This window comes from Marinobacter zhanjiangensis (assembly GCF_014651935.1).
Lineage (GTDB): Bacteria > Pseudomonadota > Gammaproteobacteria > Pseudomonadales > Oleiphilaceae > Marinobacter > Marinobacter zhanjiangensis.
Genome location: NZ_BMXV01000002.1, coordinates 512,142 through 533,768 on the forward strand (window position 1 = coordinate 512,142; position 21,627 = coordinate 533,768).

Genomic DNA, 21,627 nt, shown 5'->3' on the forward strand with positions numbered 1-21,627 from the left:
GGTGCCCGGCAACCCGGGTATCCTGTTATGGTTCAGGTACTCCTCCACTCTTTCATATCGGTTTGATGGTTTATGAAGCTCGAATCTCCCATTAAAAGACGCAAGTCGCGGCAGATCATGGTGGGCAATGTGCCGGTGGGTGGTGATGCGCCCATTGCCGTGCAGAGCATGACCAACACAGAAACCTGCGACGTTAATGCGACCGTGGCCCAGATTGAGGCCCTGCAACTGGCCGGTGCCGATATTGTGCGGGTGTCGGTACCCTCCATGGATGCCGCCGAGGCATTCGGGAAAATCCGTCAGCGGGTGTCGCTTCCGCTGGTTGCCGATATCCACTTTGACCACAAGATTGCCCTGCGGGTGGCGGAACTGGGCGTTGACTGCCTGCGCATCAACCCTGGCAATATTGGTCGTGAGGACCGGGTCAGTGCGGTGATCCAGGCGGCCCGTGATCGTGGCATCCCCATGCGTATCGGCGTCAATGCCGGCTCCCTGGGCAAGGACCTGCAGCGCAAGTACGGCGAGCCGACGGCGGATGCCCTGGTGGAGTCGGCGATGCGCCACGTTGATATCCTCGACCGCTACGACTTCCAGGACTTCAAGGTGAGCCTGAAGGCCTCCGAAGTGTTCATGACGGTTGACGCCTACCGCAAGATTGCCGGTCAGATCGAACAGCCCCTGCACCTGGGCATTACCGAGGCAGGCGGGTTCCGTTCCGGCACGGTAAAGTCGTCGGTGGGCCTGGGGATGCTGCTGATGGACGGTATCGGCGATACCATCCGGGTGTCCCTGGCGGCAGATCCGGTGCAGGAGATCAAGGTCGGTTTCGACATCCTCAAGAGCCTGCGCCTGCGCAGCCATGGCATCAACTTCGTGGCATGCCCGAGCTGTTCGCGCCAGAACTTCGATGTCATCCAGACCATGAACGACCTGGAAGCCCGGCTGGAAGATATCAATGTGCCCCTGGATGTCGCCATCATTGGTTGCATCGTCAACGGTCCCGGCGAGGCCAAGGTGGCGGATCTGGGCCTGACCGGCGGTTCTCCGAAAAACCTTTTCTACGCGGCTGGCAAACCCGACCAGAAACTGGACAATGCCACTCTCACCGATGACCTCGAGCGGCTGATCCGGGAAGAAGCGGCGCGTCGCAAGGAGCGGGAAGAATCGATTATTGCGAAATCCGGCCAGTAACCAGCGCTGGCCGGCGCTACCAACACGAGAAAGGTTCTACTTTGGCTAAGATTCAGGCAATCCGCGGGATGAACGATATCCTGCCCGAACAGACCCCGGTATGGCAGTTCCTCGAATCAGCAGTAAGGGAAGTCCTGGGAGCCTACGGCTACCAGGAAATCCGTATGCCGGTGGTGGAGCATACCGAGTTGTTCCGGCGCTCCATCGGGGAAGTGACCGACATCGTCGAAAAGGAAATGTACACCTTCGATGATCGTAACGGAGACAGCCTGACCCTGAGGCCGGAAGGTACCGCCGGCTGCGTGCGAGCGGCGGAGGAGCATGGACTGCTGTTCAACCAGAGCCGGCGCCTCTGGTACACGGGCCCCATGTTCCGCCATGAACGTCCCCAGAAGGGCCGCTATCGCCAGTTCCATCAGATTGGCGTGGAATGCTTCGGCATGGATGGCCCGGATATCGATGCCGAGCTGCTCATTCTCACCGCCCGCCTGTGGCAGTCCCTGGGGCTGGAAGAGCACACCCGTCTGGAAATCAATAGCATCGGCACATCGGAAGCCCGGGCGGAGTTCCGTCAGGCCCTGGTGGACTATCTTGGCGATTACCGCTCGGACCTGGATCCGGACAGCCAGCGGCGGTTGCTGACCAACCCGCTGCGCATTCTCGATTCCAAGAACACCGAGACCCAGAAGATTCTGGAAAAGGCGCCGGTGCTGGATGATTTCCTGGACGACGAATCCCGCGAGCACTTTGAGCAGCTTACCACCATGCTGGAAGCCGCCGGTGTGCCCTATACCGTCAACCATCGTCTGGTACGGGGCCTGGATTACTACGGCAAGACCGTGTTCGAGTGGGTGACCGACAGCCTTGGCGCCCAGGGCACCATCTGCGCCGGTGGCCGTTATGACGGCCTGGTGGAGCAGCTTGGTGGCCGACCAACGGCGGCGGTAGGCTTCGCCATGGGTATGGAGCGGCTGATACTGCTGCTGGAAACCCTCGGGCTGGTACCGGCCGAGGTCAATGACGACGCCGACATCTACGTAACGGCCATGGGCGAAAAGGCGACCATCGAGGCCTTCACGGTCAGTGAGCTGCTGCGTTCGGCGTTGCCGGGGCGCACGGTGGTTACCCATTGCGGTGGTGGCAGCTTCAAGAGCCAGATGAAAAAGGCCGATCGCAGCGGCGCCCGGGTGGCGGTTATCATTGGTGAAAACGAGGTCAGTGAGGGCATTGTCGGCCTCAAGTACCTGCGCGAAGACGGTGAACAGGAGCAGGTGGCCCGGGATCAGGCCGGCAGCCACCTGGCGAGCCGTCTGGGTCTGGCCTGAGCGGGCAACGGGCGCGGGACGAATTGCAACTCATAACGGATACGTACAACTCATAAGTAAAACAGGAAAGCACACTCACGGGAGTCAACATGGCCGAAATGCGGACCGAAGAAGAACAGATTGAAGCCATCAAGCAGTGGTGGAAGAAGAACGGCAGCTCGCTGCTGATCGGCATCGGCCTGGCTCTGGCCCTGGTGTTTGGCTGGCAGGCCTGGCAGAACCATCAGGCCAACAAGCAGGCAGAGGCCGCCGCCGACTTTGCCGAACTGATGCAACAGGCACAGCAGGCATCCGGAGAGGAAGACCGTGAGTCGGTGACCTATCTGGCAAACCAGGTCCGCGAGCAACATGGTGATACCACCTACGCGGTCTATGCCATGCTGATTCTGGCCAACCAGCAGATGATGGCTGATGGTGATCCCGCCGCCGCCGCGGAAACCCTGCAATGGGCACTGGACCAGTCCGGCTCCAGCGATGCCCTGTCACTGGTGGTCCGTACTCGTCTGGCGCGGGCCCAGTATGGCGCCGGGGAGCTGGATGATGCCCTGGCCACGGTACGCGGTGCTGATGATACCGGTGCGTTCGAAGGTCTCCTGGCGGAACTTGAAGGCGATATTCTGGTCGCCAGTGGTGATACGGCTGGCGCCGAAGAGGCCTACCTCCGGGCCCGTGATTCCGGGCGCATGGAAGGAAGCATCGGCCTGCTGCAGCGCAAACTGGACAATCTGGCCATCGGGAGTGATGCCTGATGAGGGGGGCGACGTTGACGTCTGTGTTGAAACCGCTGGTGGTTCTGGCCCTGACAGGGTCCTTTCTGGCGGGGTGCAGTTCCACGGAAAACTTCGAGGAGCCGGACCCGGTGCCCGAAGTGGTATCGACGGTGACCCTGGAATCGGAATGGTCGCTGAATGTCGGCGACGGCTATGATGGCCAGTACCTGCATCTGGAGCCCACCATTATCGGCGGCAGCCTGTATGCGGTGTCCGCGGATGGTGAGTTGCTGGCGGTAGGCCCGGCGACCGGTGACGTGCGCTGGCGCCGGGACCTGGATGAGCAGATCATGGCCGGTGTGGGGGGCGACAGCCGCCACCTTTACCTGGTGACCGTTGATGCCGAGTTGCTGGCCCTCAACCGCGACAATGGTGACGAAGTCTGGCGCCTGCGCATGCCCAATGAGGTGCTGGCCGCACCCCAGTCCAATGGCAATCTGGTGCTGTCGCAGACCATTGATGGCAAGGTGGTGGCCGCTGATGCCGCCAGTGGCGAACGTCTGTGGCAATATGATGCGCCCGCGCCATCCCTGTCGGTGCGTGACACCGGCGCACCCGTGGTCGGTAGTGAGATGGCGCTGGCGACCTTCGCCAATGGCCGGGTGGTGGCCCTGTCCACCGACAATGGCCAGCCGGTGTGGCAATATACCGTGGGCGAGCCTGCCGGCCGCACTGAACTGGAACGACTGGTGGATGTCACCGCGCAGCCGGTGATTGTCGAGGGTGCGGCCCTGGTGGCCGGGTACCAGGGTAAGCTGGCACTGGTGGATATCCGCAACGGACAAGAGATCTGGAGCCGCGCCACGTCAACCTTCCACAGCCCGGCCCTGGCACCCGGCAAGGTGTTTATTGCCCGTGACAATGGCGATGTGGTGGGCCTTGATGCCAGCAATCTCGAGGAAGTCTGGGTACAGGATGCGCTGTCCTGGCGTCGGCTGTCAGCGCCGGCCACCATTGGCGATCAGCTGGTGGTCGGAGACTTTGAGGGCTACCTTCATATCCTGTCCCAGGAGAATGGCCAGCTCCAGGGTCAGCTGGAGTTTGATGACGAAGGCATCCGCGCGCCCATGCTGAGCTGGGAAAACCGGCTGATAGTCTATGGCAATGGCGGACGCCTTGCCGTGTTTACCCTCGAGAATCGGGAATAACCCGATTCTCACGTTCATTTCAGGCAGATATTGATGACACCGGTAATCGCTCTGGTGGGCCGTCCCAATGTGGGCAAGTCCACCCTGTTCAATCAGATGACCCGATCCCGCGATGCCCTGGTGGCGGATTTTCCGGGCCTGACCCGTGACCGCAAGTACGGGGACGGCAACTACGAGGGTCGCCGGTTTATCGTCATTGATACCGGGGGACTCACCGGGGATGAGGTCGGCCTGGATGCGGAGATGGCGCGCCAGTCCACGCAGGCCGTAGACGAAGCGGATATTGTGCTGTTCCTGGTGGACGGGCGTGCCGGTCTCACCGCCGGTGATGAAATGGTCGCCGAGCACCTGCGTCGTACCGGCAAGCCGGCTCATCTGGTGGTCAACAAGACCGATGGCCAGGACCCGGATGTGGCGGCTGCCGACTTCTATTCCCTGGGCTTCGAGTCTGTGTACCAGATTGCTGCCGCCCACAACCGTGGCATCCGCTCCATGCTGGAGCTGTTACTGGAAGAGGTGGAAGAGGAGAACGAGGACAGCGCCGACAAATACCCCGGTATCCGTATCGGAGTGGTAGGCCGCCCCAATGTGGGCAAGTCCACCCTGGTCAATCGCATGCTCGGCGAAGAGCGGGTGGTGGTCTATGACATGCCCGGAACCACCCGCGACAGCGTGTACATTCCCTACGAACGCCAGGGTCACGAATATACCCTGATCGACACCGCCGGGGTGCGCCGCCGCAAGAACGTACATGAAGTGGTGGAGAAGTTTTCCATCATCAAGACCCTGAAGGCTATCGAGGATGCCCATGTGGTGATCCTGGTGATCGATGCCCGTGATGGCCTGGTGGACCAGGACCTGCACCTGATCGGTTTTGTGCTGGATGCCGGGCGGTCACTGGTGATTGCCGTCAACAAATGGGACGGTATGGATCCGGAGGAGCGCAGCAAGGTCAAGGAGCAGGTGCGTCGCCGCCTGGACTTCCTGGATTATGCCGACAAGCATTACATCTCTGCCCTGCATGGTTCCGGGGTAGGGGTGCTCTATGACTCCATCCAGGATTGCTACGAATCGGCCATGGCCAAGTGGCCCACCAACCGGCTGACCGCCATTCTGCAGGACGCAGTGGCTCAGCATCAGCCACCCATGGTGCACGGGCGACGAATCAAACTGCGCTTTGCCCACCAGGGTGGCTCCAACCCGCCGGTGATCGTGGTCCATGGCAATCAGACCGGTGCCTTGCCCGGGGCCTACAAGCGCTATCTGGAAAATACCTTCCGCAAGGTGCTCAAGGTGAATGGTTCGCCCATCCGCTTTGAGTTCCTGTCCGGTGAGAACCCTTACGCCAACAAGGTCGACCGACTGACACCGCGGCAGAAAGTAAAGAAGGACAACGACCTCAAACAGGGTCGCCAGATCAAGAAGCCGCGGATGAAGAGCAAGAAGAAAAAGGGCTGACCGGTTAATCGAGCCGGTTAACTTCACGAAAAAAGGCAAGGTCCTGTCGGGCACCTTGCCTTTTTTTGTTGCGGCACAGCCACTGAACTACTGATCGTCCCTTGCCGCCGCCTCCGCCTGTGCGGCCTGCACACCGGTAAGGGCGATGGTGAACACGATGTCGTCTACCAGCGCCCCCCGGGACAGGTCGTTGACGGGTTTTCTCAGTCCTTGCAGCATGGGGCCGATGCTGACCACATTGGCGCTGCGTTGCACGGCCTTGTAGGTGGTGTTGCCGGTATTCAGATCCGGGAAGATGAATACCGTGGCCTTGCCGGCAACGGGGCTGTCCGGCGCCTTGCTCTTGCCGACATCGGCATTGGCGGCGGCGTCGTACTGCAGCGGGCCGTCGATGACCAGATCCGGGCGCCGCTCGCGGGCGATGCGGGTGGCCTCCCGCACCTTGTCCACATCGGCACCGCTGCCGGAACTGCCGGTGCTGTAGCTAATCATGGCGACCACCGGATCGACCCCGAAGGCCCTGGCGGAATCGGCACTCTGGATGGCAATGTCGGCCAGTTGTTCGGCGTTAGGGTCGGGGTTGATGGCGCAGTCACCATAAACCAGCACCTGCTCCGACAGGAGCATGAAGAAAACCGACGACACCACTTTGGCATTGTCTGCCGTCTTTATCAGCTGCAGGGCAGGGCGGACCGTATTGGCGGTGGTGTGGACCGCCCCCGACACCAGGCCGTCGGCCTCGTCCAGGGCCACCATCATGGTGCCCAGAACCACGTTGTCTTCCAGCATGGCTTCCGCCATATCCGGCGCCAGGCCCTTGTGCTTGCGTAACTGCACCATGGGCTCAACGTAGTTTTTACGGACGTCAGCAGGGTTTATGATCTCCAGGTCGTCAGGAAGGGGCAGGCCCTGGGATTCCGCCACGGCCTCGATGTCGTCCCTTTCCCCGAGCAGAATACAGCGGGCCAGCTCACGCTGGGTACAGATAATGGCGGCTTCGACCGTGCGCGGCTCGTTGCCCTCGGGCAAGACAATGCGTTTGCCCGCCTGCCGTGCCAGCTGCGACAGCTGGTGGCGGAACGCCGGCGGTGACAGCCGGCGCAACCGGTCAACCTTCAGGTGCTGCTGTAGCCAGTCGGCATCCAGCCGGGAGGCCACCGTTTCCATCACTTTCTCGATACGGTCCGGATCATCGGCGGGAACCGCGCCGGGCAGATTGGCCAGCTGGTGAGCGGTCTCGTAGGTGTTGGTGTCCGTACGCAGCACGGGCAGGCCGGTTGCCAGGGCCCGGCGGCACAGGTCGATGGTGCGCTGGTCCGGCATCAGGCCGCCGGTCATCAACAGGCCGGCCATGGGTACACCGTTGAGGGCCGCTACGGCGGTGGCCAGCAGGATATCCTCCCGGTCCCCGGGGGTGACAATCAGCGAGCCCGGGCGCAGGGTGTCGACCATGTTGGGAACGGTGCGCGCACACACGGTGACCTTCTGCACCCGCCGTGTATTCATGTCCCCTTCATGGAGCACCTCCGCCCCAAGGTCACTGGCAATGTCTGTCACCCGCGGGGCCAGCAGATCCGGCTGCCAGGGAATGGCTGCCAGCAGGCGCAGGCGGCCCGAGCTGAAAATCTCGCAGTCGTTGGCATAGTCCGGCGTTGCCACCGGTTCCTGGCGGTCGAAGGATGGCAGCATGCCGGTCTGCTCTGGCTTGCCCAGTTTGTTGAGCACGACCCCGATCACATCCGGGTCGTCGGAGTCGGCAAAGAGCCGCGCCGAGAAATCCAGCCACTCGTCCAGTTCGTGGCAGTCGCGGCCATCCGGAGTGCATACCAGGATCACCTCGGAACCCAGGTTGCGGGCCATTTCCACATTCATGCGCGCGGTGTAGGCCTCACTGCGGTCCGGCACCAGACCTTCGACAATGACCACATCAACGTCGCGGGCCACCGACTGGAAGCGTCCTACCATGTCCTCCATGAACTCGTCGGACTTGCCCCGGTTGAGCAGGTTCTGTGCCTGCTTGAGGGGTATCGGAGTGGGCGGATCCAGGTCGGAGCGTGCCCGTACGAACGGCACCGAAAAATCGTCCGCGTTCCTGTCGCCGGCGGATTTCGCTGGCTGGCTGACCGGCTTGTAGAAACCGACCCGGACACCCACCCGGTCCAGGGCCCGGAGCAGGCCCAGGCACACGGAGGTCAGGCCGCTGTTGAGTTCCGTGGGGGCTATAAACAGGCTTTTTGCCATAGCTGCTGGCATCCTTCAGTGATTCTGTGATTGGTTCGGGTCGGCTTCGCCGGTGGCCAGTGCGACCGCTTGACGGGCAATCATGGCCTCTTCCCGGGTGGGGATCACCAGTATCGGGAAACGGCTGTCACTGGCTGAGATGGCTCCATTGCGGGCCTGGCCGTGGTCGTTGTTGCTGTCCGGATCGATACGGAAGCCCGGCAGGGCAAGATGAGCAACGGTTCGCGCCCGCACCTCGCTGCTGTTCTCGCCAATCCCCCCGGTGAACACCAGGGCATCCAGGTTGTCCAGGGACACCATCATGGCGCCGATATAGCGGGCCAGGCGGAAACAGAAGACTTCGAAGGCGTCCTGGCAGTCGCGGTCGCCGTTGCGGGCGGCCTTGAGCAGGTTGCGCATGTCGCTGGTGGTCCCGGACAGGCCCAGCAGGCCACTTTCCCGGTTGAGGATGCCATGGGTGTCTTCCGGACTGATGCCCTTGCTGGCCAGGAAATCGAACAGGCCCGGGTCAACGTCGCCACTGCGGGTACCCATCACCAGGCCCTCCAGGGGCGTCAGCCCCATGCTGGTGTCGACACTTCTGCCATCCCGGATAGCCGTAATGCTGCAACCGTTTCCGAGGTGGGCGGAAATAACGGAAGCGGTTTCAGCCGGCTTGTCCAGACGGCGCGCGGCCTCTTCGGCCACGTACTGATGGCTGGTGCCATGAAAGCCGTATCGCCGCACCCCCCAGTCGTTGTAGAACCGCTTTGGCACCGGGTAGAGCCAGGCATGGCGAGGCAGGGTCTGGTGAAAGGCAGTGTCGAATACCGCCACCTGGGGAACCCGGGGGAACAGCTCCATGGTGGCCTCGATTCCCGCCAGGTTCACCGGGTTGTGCAGGGGCGCCAGGCTGGCGCAGTCCTCAATGGCCCGGATAACCTTGTTGTTCAGCAGTGCCGCCTGGTGAAAGGCCTCGCCGCCATGAACCACCCGGTGACCGATGGCCAGGGGAGCCTTGCCAAGGTGGCCGTTATCCTGAAGCCACTGGATGCCTGCGATCAGGGACTGGCGATGGTCGGCATTCGGGGGCAGGGCAACCGTATCGCCCCCTTCAGGAACCAGGCGGGCGTCGGACTGGCCGATTTTCTCAGCCAGCGCCGACGCGAGTGACTCACCGGAGCGATTGAAAACCGCCATTTTCACGGAAGAGCTTCCGCAGTTTACGACCAGAATCTGATCATTCATGGATTGGGCAACCCCTGCTGTTATTCAGTATAGCGCGGATAGTAGCTTACCGGCGGTCCGCGGTCATTAACAGGCCACGGGTATCAGGGGGTGCTAGCGGATCCGGAGCCAGGCGAGAAAATCGGCATCCGGAATCGGCCGGCTGTAATGGTATCCCTGCAGGAAGTCGCAGCCGTGGGCGCTCAGGAAAGTGGCCTGGGCCGCTTCTTCCACGCCCTCGGCCACGACCGTCAGGCTGAGGCTGTGAGCCATGTTGATGATGGCTCTGACCAGGGCCGAGTTGTCGTCGGCTCCCAGTACATCCGCCACAAAGGACTTGTCGATCTTGAGCGTATCGAAGGGGTAGCTCTTCAGATAGCTCAGGGCCGAGAAGCCGGTTCCGAAATCATCCACCGACAACCGGATGCCGGTGGCGTCGAGTTCCTGCAGAATGGTGGCGGCTTCAATGCTGCTGTCCAGTAACAGGCGTTCGGTAATCTCCAGCTCCACCCGGTCGGCCGGCATGTCGCAGGCGGTCAGAATCTGCTGCACGCTACTGACGAATTCCGGGTCCCGGAACTGCCTGGGGGAGACATTGACCGCTATGTTCAGTGCTGTGCCGGTAGCCTCTTCCCAGCGTTTCGCCGCGGCGCAGGCCTGCTCGATTACCCAGCGCCCGATGGGGATGATCATGCCGGTTTCTTCGGCCAGGGGTATAAACCGGTCCGGCATGACCAGACCCATGACGGGGCTGTTCCAGCGCAACAGGGCTTCGGCACCAGTGACCCTGCCGGTGGCGGCGTCGATAATCGGCTGGTACCACAGTTCGAATTCGTCCAGCTCCAGCGCCCGGCGCATGCGGGACTCCATCTGCAGCCGTTCATGGGACAGTTCCTTCATTTGCGGAGCAAACCGTTCCCACGAGCTCTTGCCGTTGTGCTTGGCCTCGTACATGGCAGCGTCGGCGTTCTGGAGCAGGGTGCTGGTGTTGTCCGAGTCCAGCGGGTAGATGGCGATGCCAATACTGGTGGTCACGAACACCTCCTGTCCGCCCAGCAGGAACGGTGCATTAAAGCCTTTCAGTATGCGCTCGGCCACCTGTCCCGCCCCCTGCTCGTCCTTGAGGCCGGGCAGCAGCACCAGAAATTCATCGCCGCCAAGTCTTGCCACTGTGCTGGTGCCGCGCAGGCAGGAGGAAACCCGGCGCGAGGCTTCCACCAGCAGGGTGTCGCCGGCGTCATGGCCCATGGTGTCGTTGATATGCTTGAAGTTGTCCAGATCCAGGAACATCACGCCGACCAGACCCTCTTCCCGTTGCGCCTGGGCAACGGCCAGTTTGAGGCGGTCAAGGGCGAGCATGCGGTTGGGCAACCCGGTAAGCACGTCATAGTTGGCCTGACGGAGCAGCTGTTGCTCGTAGCGTTTACGGATACTGATATCCTCGCCAATAATCAGGAAGTGGCTGATACGGCCATCCTCATCCTTGATCGGTGATACCACGATCTGTTCCCAGTAATGGGCGCCATTGCGGCGCACGCTGTTGACCTCGCCCTGCCAGACGCCTACCCGCTGGACCTGTATGCGGATGGTTTGCCACAGGTGCTGGCTGTCACGAGCGGCGCGGGCCCCCAGGGCCAGGTCGCCGGGGCGTTGCCCGAGAACCTGTTCCGCCGGGTAGCCGGTCAGCTGGCTGAACTTGTGATTGACGAACTCGATATTCCACTGGCGGTCACAGATCATCACCGACGAGGGGCTCTGCTCCACGGCCATGGAAAGCTTGCGGATTTCCTCCTCGTCCCGTTTACGCCGTTCAAGATCATCCTTCAGCCGTTCGCGCATCTGGTTGAAGGCGTCCGTCACCTGGCCGAGTTCGTCGTTGCGGTGGCGCTGGTTGTCGGACCTGTCCAGTGTCAGCGGCTGATCCAGGTTGTTCAGGGAGAAGCGCCGGGCAAACTGGGCCATGTGGCTCAGGTGCCTGGTGACCATAACCTGAAAAATCCAGACGATCAGAATGGCGGTCAGGAAGGTTTTCAGGAACTGGGTGGTGATGGTGGTCCAGATCGTCTCTTCCAGCTCGCGGTAGGTGCGTTCCAGAGAGGCTGTTACGGTCAGTTCCCCCAGCAGGGTTTCCTGGGGATCGGAATGCCGGATGGGGAAGCTGTGCTCGCGGGTAGCGATGTCGCGGTCAGGTTGTTCACCCATGACCAGCTCTGAGTCGGGGTCGATGCGAAGGCGCAGGTGGACAATGTCCGGCAGTGACAGGATACCTTCCAGCTGGACCTCCAGCAGGTTGCGGTCGAGGGCCCAGAGGCTTCGGGACAGACTGGAGCGATACCCGCTCTCCACAACCCTGAAGCGTTCCTCAATGGCGGAAACGTCTTTATGGAAATCACTATAGATCTGCAGACCCGATGCGAACACGGTGAACACGGAACTGAACACCAGGATATAGGCCAGCAAACGGAACGACAGGGGCGAGCCGTGGCGGAACTGCTGAAGGCGCGAAAGTGGTTTGAGCATCCTGTTTGTGTGCAAACTTCCCGGGTGCGTTGCCGGCCGGAACCGATGGCGACTCAGTGTTTCTGGGCAACGGAAACCGTTGCAACCGGATATCCGGCGTAACCATTGAGAATATAGCAGTCTGCCCGGTGAATTGTCGTGCCGGCAGGGGATGTAACTGGCAAAAATTCAATGGATAAGGGGTTTAGTGCTCTTGATTCAGGTCAAGATCGACCGACCGGCGCAGGCGTAGGCTGAAATTGGAGACAGGGCCTAAAAATGACCGGGCCATCACAGGATGAAGAGGAGTAGTGCCATGTATATGGACGGAGTTGTCATCGCCGGCGTGGGAACCGTATTGCTGATGGTAGGGTTTATGGTGGCTGTCGGGTGGTTTGTGGTGCATGATGCCAAGACCAGAGGCAATGACAAGCACAAACAGGACGGTCGTTAAGAGACAGGATGGTTGTTGAGAAAAAGTGGCGTCCCCTACCGGGTTCGAACCGGTGTTGCCGCCGTGAAAGGGCGGAGTCCTGGGCCACTAGACGAAGGGGACGTATTTCTCTTTGACCGTTACCTCGTCGAGGTGGCGCGTATATTAAGAACGCGCCGGGTGAGTGTCAACGGTCCAACCGAAAAATGTCAGAATTTTTTATCCTTGCGGATGGTTACTTGCCCAGCGCCTCCTGCAGAGCGGGCTCCAGTTCCGGGTAGGCAAAATGGAAGCCCTCCTGCTCCAGTCGCTCCGGTACCGCCCTCTGACCGGTGAGCAACAGCCGGGACATTTCGCCCAGTGCCAGCTTCAGCACAGGTGCCGGAACCGGGAACAGGGCGGGGCGATTAAGTACGTCGGCCAGGGTCCGGGTGAAGGTGCGGTTGGTGACCGGCGCCGGGCTCACCACGTTATAGGGCCCCCTGGCTGACTCCTCGGACAGCATCCAGAGAATGGCGTTGACCACATCCTGCCGATGAACCCACGGCATGTACTGGCTGCCGTCGCCAATCCGGCCGCCGAGCCCCAGCCTGAAGGGTATGGTCATTTGCTGCAGGAAGCCGCCGTCAGCGCCGACCACGACACCCGTGCGGGAATAGCATACCCTGACGCCCTTTTCGGCCAGGATGCTCGCGGCCTTTTCCCAGTCGGCGCACAGGCGGTGACTGAACTCGTCATGGGGAGGGGTTTGCTCGGTGACAGTGGTGTCGCCCTGATCACCGTAATAGCCCACTGCGGACCCGGAAATCATGACCTGCGGCAGGGTATCCTGGCGCAGCAGCGCGGACACCAGTTTCCGGGTCAGGTCAATCCGGCTCTCCCTCAGCACCTGCTTGCGGTGTTCAGTCCAGCGCTTGGCCGCAATGCCCTCGCCGGCCAGGTTCACCACCGCGTGGTAACCGGGGCGCTCGCCAATATCGGTAATCTGGCCTACGGGCGTCACACGACCACAGATCGCCCGCACATCCTCCGGCTTCTGCCGGCTCACCACATCCACCTGGTAGCCGGCATTGAGCAGTTCCGGGCACAACACCCGACCGATAAAGCCGGTCCCTCCGGTTACCAGGATCCGGTGTTCAGGCATGACTTTCCTCCAGAGTCCCCTCGACGATGTCCTTCAGCACCTGGCCAAGCCTGGGGTCTTCGCCAATGGGCGGCAGCAGGGTGATATCGACACCGAAACGCTGGCGATACTCCTCCAGCATGGCAGGAACATCCTTGCGGAGGTGTCGGCCGGCGGCCAGAAACAGGGGGACGACGCGTATGTCTCCGATTCCTTCCGTTACGGCCTTGCCGACTTCCTCCTCGAGGGTGGGGCTTGCCAGTTCCATGTAGGCAACGCGCGCCTCAGGGAGTGACTGCAGCGTGGGGGCGGCCAGCGCCTCGAAGGTATCGCACCAGCGCTGGTCGCTGCTGCCGTGGGCCAGTAACAGAACTCGTGTGGCTGCCGTCATGGGTAATAGCGCTCCTTTGGCTTGAACTGCTTTAAGTGTATAACTACGTTTCTGCGACTGCGAATTTCAACGTGACCGGAGACAATATGTTCGCTTGGCACGAGCTTCTGGATTTCTGGTTTGGTGAACTGGACGAAAATGGTCTGCCGGACCGTGAGCATCGGGAGCGCTGGTTCCGCTCATCCCGGGCATTTGATCAGGAAATACGGCGCCGTTTTATTTCCATGGTGCTGTTTGCCTCGGAAAATGGCCTGGAGCAATGGCGGCGGGAGCCCGGCGGACGGCTGGCGGAAATACTTCTTCTGGACCAGTTTACCCGGCATATCCACCGTGGCGGGGGTATGGCGTACTCCAATGACCGCCAGGCGATAGCCCTGTGTCTGGAGGGGCTGGACAAGGGGGCCGATGTACCGCTGGTGCCGATACAGCGTGCCTTCTTCTATATGCCATTGCAGCATTCCGAGAATCGCGCCCATCAGGATCGATCGGTGGAGCTGTATGAACAGCTGGCAGCCTCTCAGGACGGCCCGCTGGGGGCATTCCTGGGGAGCTTTCTGGAATCGGCGCGCAATCATCGCTCGGTGATTCAGCGTTTCGGTCGCTTTCCACACCGCAATGCCGCGCTGAAGCGACCGTCAACGCCAGAGGAACAGGCCTATCTTGGTGCCGGGGCCAGCACATTCGGGCAGCAACAGAGCTGACCGGAAGCCTGGTTATCCGGCTCCCTCGAACTTGCCGGGTGTGGCAGGAAAAACAGTTCGCCCAGCTGCCCGGGCCTGCAAAGAAAAATTCATAAAAACAGTTGACGACTGCGGTCCTATCAGTAGAATACGCAGCCGTTGAGAGGTTACAGCCCTCACAACAAAGCGGGAATAGCTCAGTTGGTAGAGCACAACCTTGCCAAGGTTGGGGTCGCGAGTTCGAGTCTCGTTTCCCGCTCCAGATTCCGAAACCCGGTCCGAAAGGCCGGGTTTTTTCATTTCTGGCCCCTCAGCTTCCCGGAACTTCAGTATACTGGCGCTGGTTCTTTGTCGTCTGGACGCCCTATGAAAATCAAAGCGCTCTATTACTATCCGGTCAAGTCCCTGGCTGGCGTTGCCACTACCGAACTTTCTCTGGACCGTTTTGGTCCGGTGGGTGACCGGCGCTGGATGCTGGTGGACCAGGAAAACCGGTTCGTTACCCAGCGCAAGAACCCGTCGCTGGTCAGAATCCGACCCCGGCTCAACGACGAGGGGCTGTGCCTGGACATTCCCGGCCAGGGCAGAGTTAAGGTAAGGGCGAGTAACGACAGTGAGACCGTGACCGTCTGGCGGGATCAGGTGGATGGTGTGCTGATGGCCAGTCCGGAGGCGTCAGAGGCCGTATCCGTGTTTCTGGGCAAGCCCGTGACACTGGTCTACATGCCCGATTCTGTCACTCGTCCTGTTCGTCAACAAAGTCTGCAGGCGGTGCATCCGGTCAGTTTTGCCGACGGGTTTCCTCTGCTGGTGACCAGTCAGGCTTCCCTGGAAGATCTTAACCAGCGGCTGCCGTGGTCGGCGGACATGCGGCGCTTTCGTCCCAACGTGGTGGTTGAGGGTGCCGCCATGCCCTGGGAGGAAGACCGCTGGCAGACACTGGCACTGGGCGATGTGCCGGTGAGGCTGGTCAAGCCCTGCAGCCGCTGCGTCATGACCACAGTGGATCCGGACTCCGGTGAACGTTCACCGGACGGCAATCCACTGAAAACCCTGTCCGGTTTCCGTCGTACTGAAGACGGCGTCATTTTCGGCGCCAACGGCGTACATCTCGAGACCGGTACCCTGCGCGTCGAGGATCCGGTTACGATCAAATTATAGGAGTTGTTCCGTTCATGCCACTGCTGACCCTGGAAGAAATCTCACTGGCCTTCGGGATGCAGCCCCTGCTGGATCATGCCTCTCTGGTGGTGGAGCCCGGAGAACGGGTGTGCCTGCTGGGCCGCAATGGTGAAGGCAAGTCCACACTGCTGAAGATTATTGCCGGGGAGGTCACGCCTGATGGCGGTGTGGTCCGCCTGGACAGTGGCGCCAGACTGGCGGTGTTGCCCCAGATGCTGCCCTCGGACGACACCCGTACCGCCTATGAGGTGGTCTCCGATGCATTCCCGGAGACTGGTAAACTGCTGGCGGAGTTTCATCATCTGTCCCAACAGGCGGACGAAGCGAGCCTCGACCAGATGATGAAAGTGCAGGAGCGTCTCGAGGCGCTGGACGGCTGGCGCCTGGACCAGAAGGTGAATGCCATCCTGGAGCAATACCGCATTGATCCGGACCAGACCCTCAACACCCTGTCCGGCGGCTGGCAGCGGCGGGTGTTGCTTGCCAAGGCGCTGGTGGCGGAGCCGGATATCCTGTTGCTGGATGAGCCCACCAACCACCTGGACGTGCCGGCCATCGCCTGGCTCGAGGAGGCACTTGGCCAGTTCCGTGGCGCCATTATCTTTGTATCCCACGACCGGGCCTTTATTCGTCGCATGGCGACACGGGTGGTGGAGCTTGATCGGGGCCATCTGGTGAGCTTCGCGGCTACCTATGACCGCTACCTTGACCTCAAGGAAAAAGCCCTGGAAGAGGAGGAGCGGCAGAATGCCCTGTTCGACAAGCGCCTGAAGCAGGAGGAGGCCTGGATTCGCCAGGGTATAAAAGCCCGGCGGACACGGAACATGGGCCGGGTCAGGGCGCTCAGGGCCATGCGGGAAGAGCGCCGGCAGCGCCGGGAACGGGTGGGAACCGCCAGCTTCTCGGTGGAGGATGCTTCCCGTTCGGGCAAACTGGTGGTGGATGCCATCCAAGCCGGATTTGAGTATCCGGATGGCAAGCCGGTTATCCGGGACCTGACGATGACCATCCTCCGTGGCGACAAGATCGGCCTGGTGGGCGAGAACGGCACTGGCAAGACCACTCTGGTTCGCCTGCTGCTGGGAGATCTGGAGCCTACGGAAGGCCGTATCCGTCTTGGCACCAACCGTCAGGTCGCCTATTTTGATCAGCTTAGGGGAGAACTGGACCTCGAGCGCACCGCCCTCGACAATCTGTCAGAGGGGCGGGAATTTATCGAAATCAACGGCCAGCAGAAGCATGTGCTGGGCTACCTTCAGGAGTTCCTGTTTACGCCCGAGCGTGCCCGGTCACCGGTCAGGGTGTTTTCCGGTGGCGAGCGTGCCCGTCTGCTGCTGGCGAAACTGTTCAGTAAACCGGCCAACATACTGGTGCTGGACGAGCCCACCAACGACCTGGATGTGGAAACACTGGAGCTGCTTGAGGAACGCCTGGTGGACTTTGCAGGCACGGTCATCGTGATCAGCCACGACCGGGAATTTCTCGACAACATCGCCACGGACACCCTGTTCCTGGACGGCTCCGGCTTTGTCCGGGAGTATGTGGGCGGCTATTCGGACTGGCGCCGGCAGGGCGGCCGGTTTCCGTCAGAGGAAGGGGCGGGAGGCCCCGGCTCAAGCAGCAGGAAAGCTTCGTTATCGGAGAAGCGTGACAAGGCTGCCAGTAGCGGCACCCCCGCCGGATCCGGGCAGGCGCGACCAGCTCCGGTCAAAATGAGTTACAAACTCAAGCACGAGCTGGAGCAGTTGCCCGGTCAGATCGAGAAACTCGAAGCGAGAATAGAGGCCCTGAACGGGGAAGTGTCAGGCCCGGATTTCTATAAGCAGGATACGGCAACGGTAGACCGTGTTCTCAAGGATCTGACGGACACCAAGGAAAGCCTGGAAGCCGCCATGAACCGCTGGCTGGAACTGGAGGAAATGCAGGCCGGGGGCCAGGGCTGAACCCGGCCCCCGGACGCCGCTGGAATCAGTTGATCCTCAGCGCCAGCACATCGCATTTGGCACCATGGAGCACACCGTTGGCAGTGGAACCCAGCAGCAGCTGGATGCCCCGGCGGCCATGGCTGCCCACGATGACCAGGTCGACACCCTGGTCCTCGCTGAGGTGATGGATTTCCGACTCCGGCCGGCCCACGGTAACAATCTGGTTGTCTTCCGGAATGCCGTATTGCTTGCCGTAAGCGGCCAGTTGTTCACGGGCAGCCTTGTCCAGCTGGTCCTGTAGCTCGCTCAGGTCCATGGGAATATCACCGCCGTAGGCATAGCCTACGGGCTCCACCACATGTGCCAGCAACAGCCGGGCATCGTGTTGTTTGCCAATCTCTACTGCCTTTTCAAGCACCTGCGGCGCTTCCTCCGTGAGGTCAATAGCCACCAAAATCTTCTTGTACACGGACATAGGCTCAAAGCTCCTTTCAGGTAGCGCGACGGGAAGCCATCGGGTGATCCACGGGCTTACCCATTACTTTAGGTGAATATACAACACTGTAAACTGATCGGGGTCAACTATACGAAAACGGGCCACCCGTGGGTGGCCCGCTGTCGGTCCGGTTGTTTCCGGTCGTGTCAGGCGTTCTGCAGGGAATTTACCGCGGAATTCAACTCCTCGAGAATCGCACGGGAATAACGTTCGATCACAAAAACCACGTTCTGCTTGTTATAGTTGATATAGGAGTCCTTGATAAAGCTCCATTTGACCTGGATTTCAACCGCTGTTTCCTGCAGCTGGCCCTGACTGGCGGAAGTGACAAATTCGCTGATCAATGCATCCAGTTCCTGTGCCTGCTGATCCAGTGGCGCAAGACCGGAGGCCCCCTGGAAGGTCTGGGTAACCGGGCTGTAGGACCGGGCGGCGTAACGTGAAAGCATCTGGGCCATCAGCACCGAAGCGGAGCGTGCGGTTTCCACCTGTGGTTTAATGGCGGTCTGGGAGCTTTCCCGCGCCTGGGAGTAGAGTTCCTGCGCCACATTGCTCAGCTTGACGGCCTGGTTGGCCATTTCGCCCACCAGGCGCAGGTCGGGGTAGCCGATTTCGGTGACGTCGCTGACGTTCTGGGCCATGAGCTGGCTGAAGGTATTGAACTCGGACCTGAGGGAGGCGATCTGGTCAGCGCTGAGTACATTGGCGCCGCTTTCGGAAACCGCCTGCAGGTTGCGGGTGGCCTCGCCCATCAGTTCCTTGATCGAATCCTGGGCGGTCGTGTCGTTGGTGGCGCTGTAGCGGTAATAGTTGCTCAGGGCCATGAAGTTGTTCAGGCGGAACTCATGGAGTTCACGCAGGAATGCAGAGCCTTCGTCGGCACGGGCCGACAGAGAGCTGAGCAGCAGCAGTACCATCACTGCCAGCACAGAATGGATTCGGAGGCGAGAGTCATTCATTGGGGCGTAACTCCATTTCGATGCGCTTTCTTATTGGAATGGACGGGATCTGGTTCACAAAGCTAAATTAAGCGTTACAGTCGTTCAAGCGGTTTGTTACAGATTGCGACCCCGTTCCGTGATTTTACTGAATTTTGCAGTTTTTCCGGAGGCTTGGTAAGTCATCTTAACTTGTCGCTTCCGGTGTCTATGGACCTTACGTCACAAATTCGTTGACAAGATCGGAGTTTTTTCACAAGGTGTGCCCTCCTGATTCAAACGGCTGTATGAATTTTTGAATCGAACCGTGTTTCGCCGGGCCTGCCCGCCACCGGGCAGTGACCCGTCCGGGCGATGCACCAGGGCAGTGACCGAAAATCCGCTGTAATGCCGGTTCCGGCGCGGTCGGAGCAGGGCACAGCAATCAACACAGACTGGAGATCAGTTGATGATTTACGAAGGTAAAGCCATCACAGTAAAAGAGATCGAAGGCGGAATTGCGCAACTGAACTTTGACTTGCAGGGCGAGTCAGTCAACAAGTTCAATCGCCTCACTATCGAGGAACTGGGCGCCGCCACCGATAAACTGAAGGCACAGACCGGCCTCAAGGGGCTGGTGGTGACCAGTGGCAAGGACAGTTTCATTGTCGGCGCGGACATCACCGAATTTACCGATCTTTTTGCCGGTCCCGAAGAAGATCTGATCAACAACAACCTCACTGCCAACGCTGTTTTCAATGCCATTGAAGATCTGCCTTTCCCCACCGTGACCTGCTTCAACGGCATGGCCCTGGGTGGCGGCTTCGAGATGGGCCTGGCCACCGATTACCGGGTCATGGACAGCAAGGCAAAAGTGGGTCTCCCGGAAGTGAAACTGGGCATTTTTCCCGGTTTCGGCGGCACCGTTCGCCTGTCCCGCCTTATCGGTGTCGACTACGCCATCGAGTGGATCTGCATGGGCTCCGAACACCGTGCCGATGACGCCCTGAAGACCGGCGCCGTCGATGCGGTAATTGAAACCGACAAGCTGATAGACGCGGCACGGGCGATTATTGACCAGTGCAACGAAGGCAAGCTGGACTACCAGGCCCGTCGTGAAGAAAAGAAAGGCAAGATCAAGCTGAACAACATGGAAAGCATGATGGCCTTTGAAACCGCCAAGGGCTTCGTGGCTGGTCAGGCCGGCAAGAACTACCCTGCGCCAGTTGAGGCCATCAAGGTCATGCAGAAGCATGCCGGCCTGACCCGCGACAAGGCCGTGGAAGTCGAGGCCAAGGGCTTTGCCAAAATGGCCAAGACCAATGTCGCTGCCTGCCTGGTCGGCCTGTTCCTGAACGACCAGAAGCTCAAGGCAAAGGCCAAGCAGTGGGAGAAGGAAGCGGCTGACGTCAAACAGGCTGCTGTTCTCGGCGCCGGTATCATGGGCGGTGGTATTGCCTATCAGTCTGCCTACAAAGGCACGCCGATTCTGATGAAGGATATCAACGAGGACGGCATCAGCCTGGGCCTGAAGGAAGCCAAGAAGCTTCTGAGCAAGCGGGTGGCGAAGGGCAAGATGAAACCCGAGCAGATGGCCGATGCCCTCAACAACATCCGGCCGACCCTGAGCTATGGCGACTTCGACAACGTGGATATCGTTGTGGAAGCGGTTGTCGAGAATGTGAAGGTCAAGGACTCTGTCCTGCGGGAAGTTGAGGAAAAGGTATCCGATGACACCATCATTACCTCCAACACCTCTACCATCTCCATCGATACCCTGGCCAATAACCTGAAACGCCCGGAAAACTTCTGCGGCATGCACTTCTTCAACCCGGTGCACATGATGCCCCTGGTTGAGGTGATCCGCGGTGAGAAAACCAGTGATCGCGCCATTGCCACCACGGTTGCCTATGCCAAGGCCATGGGCAAGACCCCGATCGTGGTCAACAACTGCCCGGGTTTCCTGGTGAACAGGGTGCTGTTCCCGTACTTCGGCGGCTTTGCCGGCCTGGTACGCGACGGTGCGGATTTCCAGCGGGTCGACAAGATCATGGAAAACTTTGGCTGGCCCATGGGTCCGGCCTACCTGCTGGACGTAGTCGGCATGGATACTGGCAAGCACGCCAACGAAGTGATGGCGGAAGGCTTCCCGGACCGGATGAAGACCGACTGGAAGTCCGGCATCGACGTGATGTTCGAGAACGACCGTTACGGCCAGAAGAACGGCAAGGGCTTCTACGCCTACGAGGAAGACAAGAAAGGCAAGCAGAAGAAGGTAGTGGACGAAGAAACCTACAAACTGCTTGAACCCGTGGTCAAGGAAAAGAAAGACCTCACTGATGAGGACATCATCGCCCGCATGATGATCCCCCTGTGCATGGAAACCGTTCGCTGCCTGGAAGACGGCATTGTCGAAGAGCCGGCGGATGCGGATATGGGCCTGATCTACGGCATCGGCTTCCCTCCGTTCCGTGGTGGCGCCCTGCGCTACATCGATGACATGGGCGTCGACAAATTCGTCGAGCTGGCAGACAGGTACGCAGACCTGGGTCCGTTGTACCAACCGACCGAGAAGCTGCGCGAAATGGCCAAGAACGGCGATAAGTTCTTCGCCTGATTGAACGAGATTTCCGAACGGAGAA

The 21,627-nt window shown here is 60.4% G+C and carries 17 protein-coding genes and 2 tRNA genes; 11 read left to right on the forward strand and 8 right to left on the reverse strand.

Translation table 11 applies throughout. The annotated features are described in order from the left end of the window. Positions 1-72: 72 nt before the first annotated feature. The 5 genes from ispG to der all read left to right on the forward strand — a co-directional run bounded on the left by ispG (position 73) and on the right by der (position 5,892). Positions 73-1,191: a flavodoxin-dependent (E)-4-hydroxy-3-methylbut-2-enyl-diphosphate synthase gene (gene ispG / locus IE079_RS05800; RefSeq protein WP_189574174.1), complete on the forward strand. Its 1,119-nt coding sequence runs from the start codon at positions 73-75 to the stop codon at positions 1,189-1,191. Positions 1,192-1,232: 41 nt separating this feature from the next. Beyond that, positions 1,233-2,516, forward strand: a complete 1,284-nt coding sequence (gene hisS / locus IE079_RS05805; protein ID WP_189574176.1) for a histidine--tRNA ligase — start codon at positions 1,233-1,235, stop codon at positions 2,514-2,516. 89 nt (positions 2,517-2,605) lie between these two features. Further along, on the forward strand, positions 2,606-3,265 hold the full coding sequence (locus tag IE079_RS05810; RefSeq protein WP_189574178.1) for a YfgM family protein: 660 nt from the start codon (positions 2,606-2,608) through the stop codon (positions 3,263-3,265). Positions 3,266-3,288: 23 nt separating this feature from the next. Continuing rightward, positions 3,289-4,434, forward strand: a complete 1,146-nt coding sequence (gene bamB, locus IE079_RS05815) for an outer membrane protein assembly factor BamB (protein ID WP_227712358.1) — start codon at positions 3,289-3,291, stop codon at positions 4,432-4,434. A gap of 33 nt (positions 4,435-4,467) precedes the next feature. Further along, a complete protein-coding gene (gene der / locus IE079_RS05820) occupies positions 4,468-5,892 on the forward strand; it encodes a ribosome biogenesis GTPase Der (protein WP_189574182.1) in 1,425 nt (474 codons plus the stop codon). Between the two features lie 87 nt (positions 5,893-5,979). Here der and pta read toward each other — a convergent pair whose 3' ends face one another. From pta to IE079_RS05835, 3 genes are all read right to left on the reverse strand, one after another. Then, a complete protein-coding gene (gene pta, locus IE079_RS05825; RefSeq protein ID WP_189574184.1) occupies positions 5,980-8,133 on the reverse strand; it encodes a phosphate acetyltransferase in 2,154 nt (717 codons plus the stop codon). A gap of 15 nt (positions 8,134-8,148) precedes the next feature. Then, positions 8,149-9,360, reverse strand: a complete 1,212-nt coding sequence (locus IE079_RS05830; RefSeq protein ID WP_189574187.1) for an acetate/propionate family kinase — start codon at positions 9,358-9,360, stop codon at positions 8,149-8,151. 93 nt (positions 9,361-9,453) lie between these two features. Next, on the reverse strand, positions 9,454-11,859 hold the full coding sequence (locus tag IE079_RS05835) for a bifunctional diguanylate cyclase/phosphodiesterase (protein ID WP_189574190.1): 2,406 nt from the start codon (positions 11,857-11,859) through the stop codon (positions 9,454-9,456). 295 nt (positions 11,860-12,154) lie between these two features. Here IE079_RS05835 and ccoM point away from each other — a divergent pair, with 295 nt between their 5' ends. Then, the gene (ccoM, locus tag IE079_RS05840; protein ID WP_189574193.1) at positions 12,155-12,292 is read left to right on the forward strand and encodes a cytochrome c oxidase subunit CcoM; all 138 of its coding nucleotides are present in this window, start codon (positions 12,155-12,157) and stop codon (positions 12,290-12,292) included. A 26-nt stretch (positions 12,293-12,318) separates the two neighbouring features. On the opposite strand, the gene IE079_RS05845 is transcribed toward ccoM, so the two are convergent. The 3 genes from IE079_RS05845 to IE079_RS05855 form a co-directional block, all read right to left on the reverse strand. Then, a tRNA-Glu gene (locus IE079_RS05845) sits at positions 12,319-12,394 on the reverse strand. A gap of 112 nt (positions 12,395-12,506) precedes the next feature. Continuing rightward, the gene (locus IE079_RS05850) at positions 12,507-13,415 is read right to left on the reverse strand and encodes a TIGR01777 family oxidoreductase (protein WP_189574196.1); all 909 of its coding nucleotides are present in this window, start codon (positions 13,413-13,415) and stop codon (positions 12,507-12,509) included. Beyond that, positions 13,408-13,785 carry a sirohydrochlorin chelatase gene (locus tag IE079_RS05855; RefSeq protein WP_189574199.1) on the reverse strand — a complete coding sequence of 126 codons (378 nt, stop codon included), beginning with the start codon at positions 13,783-13,785 and terminating at the stop codon, positions 13,408-13,410. The genes IE079_RS05850 and IE079_RS05855 overlap by 8 nt, the downstream gene beginning before the upstream one ends. Before the next feature lie 86 nt (positions 13,786-13,871). Here IE079_RS05855 and IE079_RS05860 point away from each other — a divergent pair, with 86 nt between their 5' ends. From IE079_RS05860 to IE079_RS05875, 4 genes are all read left to right on the forward strand, one after another. Next, positions 13,872-14,486 carry a DUF924 family protein gene (locus tag IE079_RS05860; protein WP_189574202.1) on the forward strand — a complete coding sequence of 205 codons (615 nt, stop codon included), beginning with the start codon at positions 13,872-13,874 and terminating at the stop codon, positions 14,484-14,486. A 165-nt stretch (positions 14,487-14,651) separates the two neighbouring features. Further along, positions 14,652-14,727, forward strand: a tRNA-Gly gene (locus tag IE079_RS05865). Between the two features lie 104 nt (positions 14,728-14,831). Next, on the forward strand, positions 14,832-15,626 hold the full coding sequence (locus tag IE079_RS05870; RefSeq protein ID WP_189574205.1) for an MOSC domain-containing protein: 795 nt from the start codon (positions 14,832-14,834) through the stop codon (positions 15,624-15,626). A 14-nt stretch (positions 15,627-15,640) separates the two neighbouring features. Next, complete coding sequence (locus IE079_RS05875; protein WP_189574208.1) at positions 15,641-17,590, forward strand: ATP-binding cassette domain-containing protein; 1,950 nt, start codon at positions 15,641-15,643, stop codon at positions 17,588-17,590. 25 nt (positions 17,591-17,615) lie between these two features. Here the strand turns inward: IE079_RS05875 and IE079_RS05880 are convergent, their stop codons facing one another. Continuing rightward, the gene (locus tag IE079_RS05880; RefSeq protein ID WP_189574211.1) at positions 17,616-18,047 is read right to left on the reverse strand and encodes a universal stress protein; all 432 of its coding nucleotides are present in this window, start codon (positions 18,045-18,047) and stop codon (positions 17,616-17,618) included. A 167-nt stretch (positions 18,048-18,214) separates the two neighbouring features. After that, complete coding sequence (locus tag IE079_RS05885; RefSeq protein ID WP_189574214.1) at positions 18,215-19,027, reverse strand: hypothetical protein; 813 nt, start codon at positions 19,025-19,027, stop codon at positions 18,215-18,217. A gap of 427 nt (positions 19,028-19,454) precedes the next feature. Between IE079_RS05885 and fadB the strand changes: the two genes are divergently transcribed. Further along, a complete protein-coding gene (gene fadB / locus IE079_RS05890) occupies positions 19,455-21,602 on the forward strand; it encodes a fatty acid oxidation complex subunit alpha FadB (protein WP_189574217.1) in 2,148 nt (715 codons plus the stop codon). The last annotated feature ends 25 nt before the right edge of the window (positions 21,603-21,627 follow it).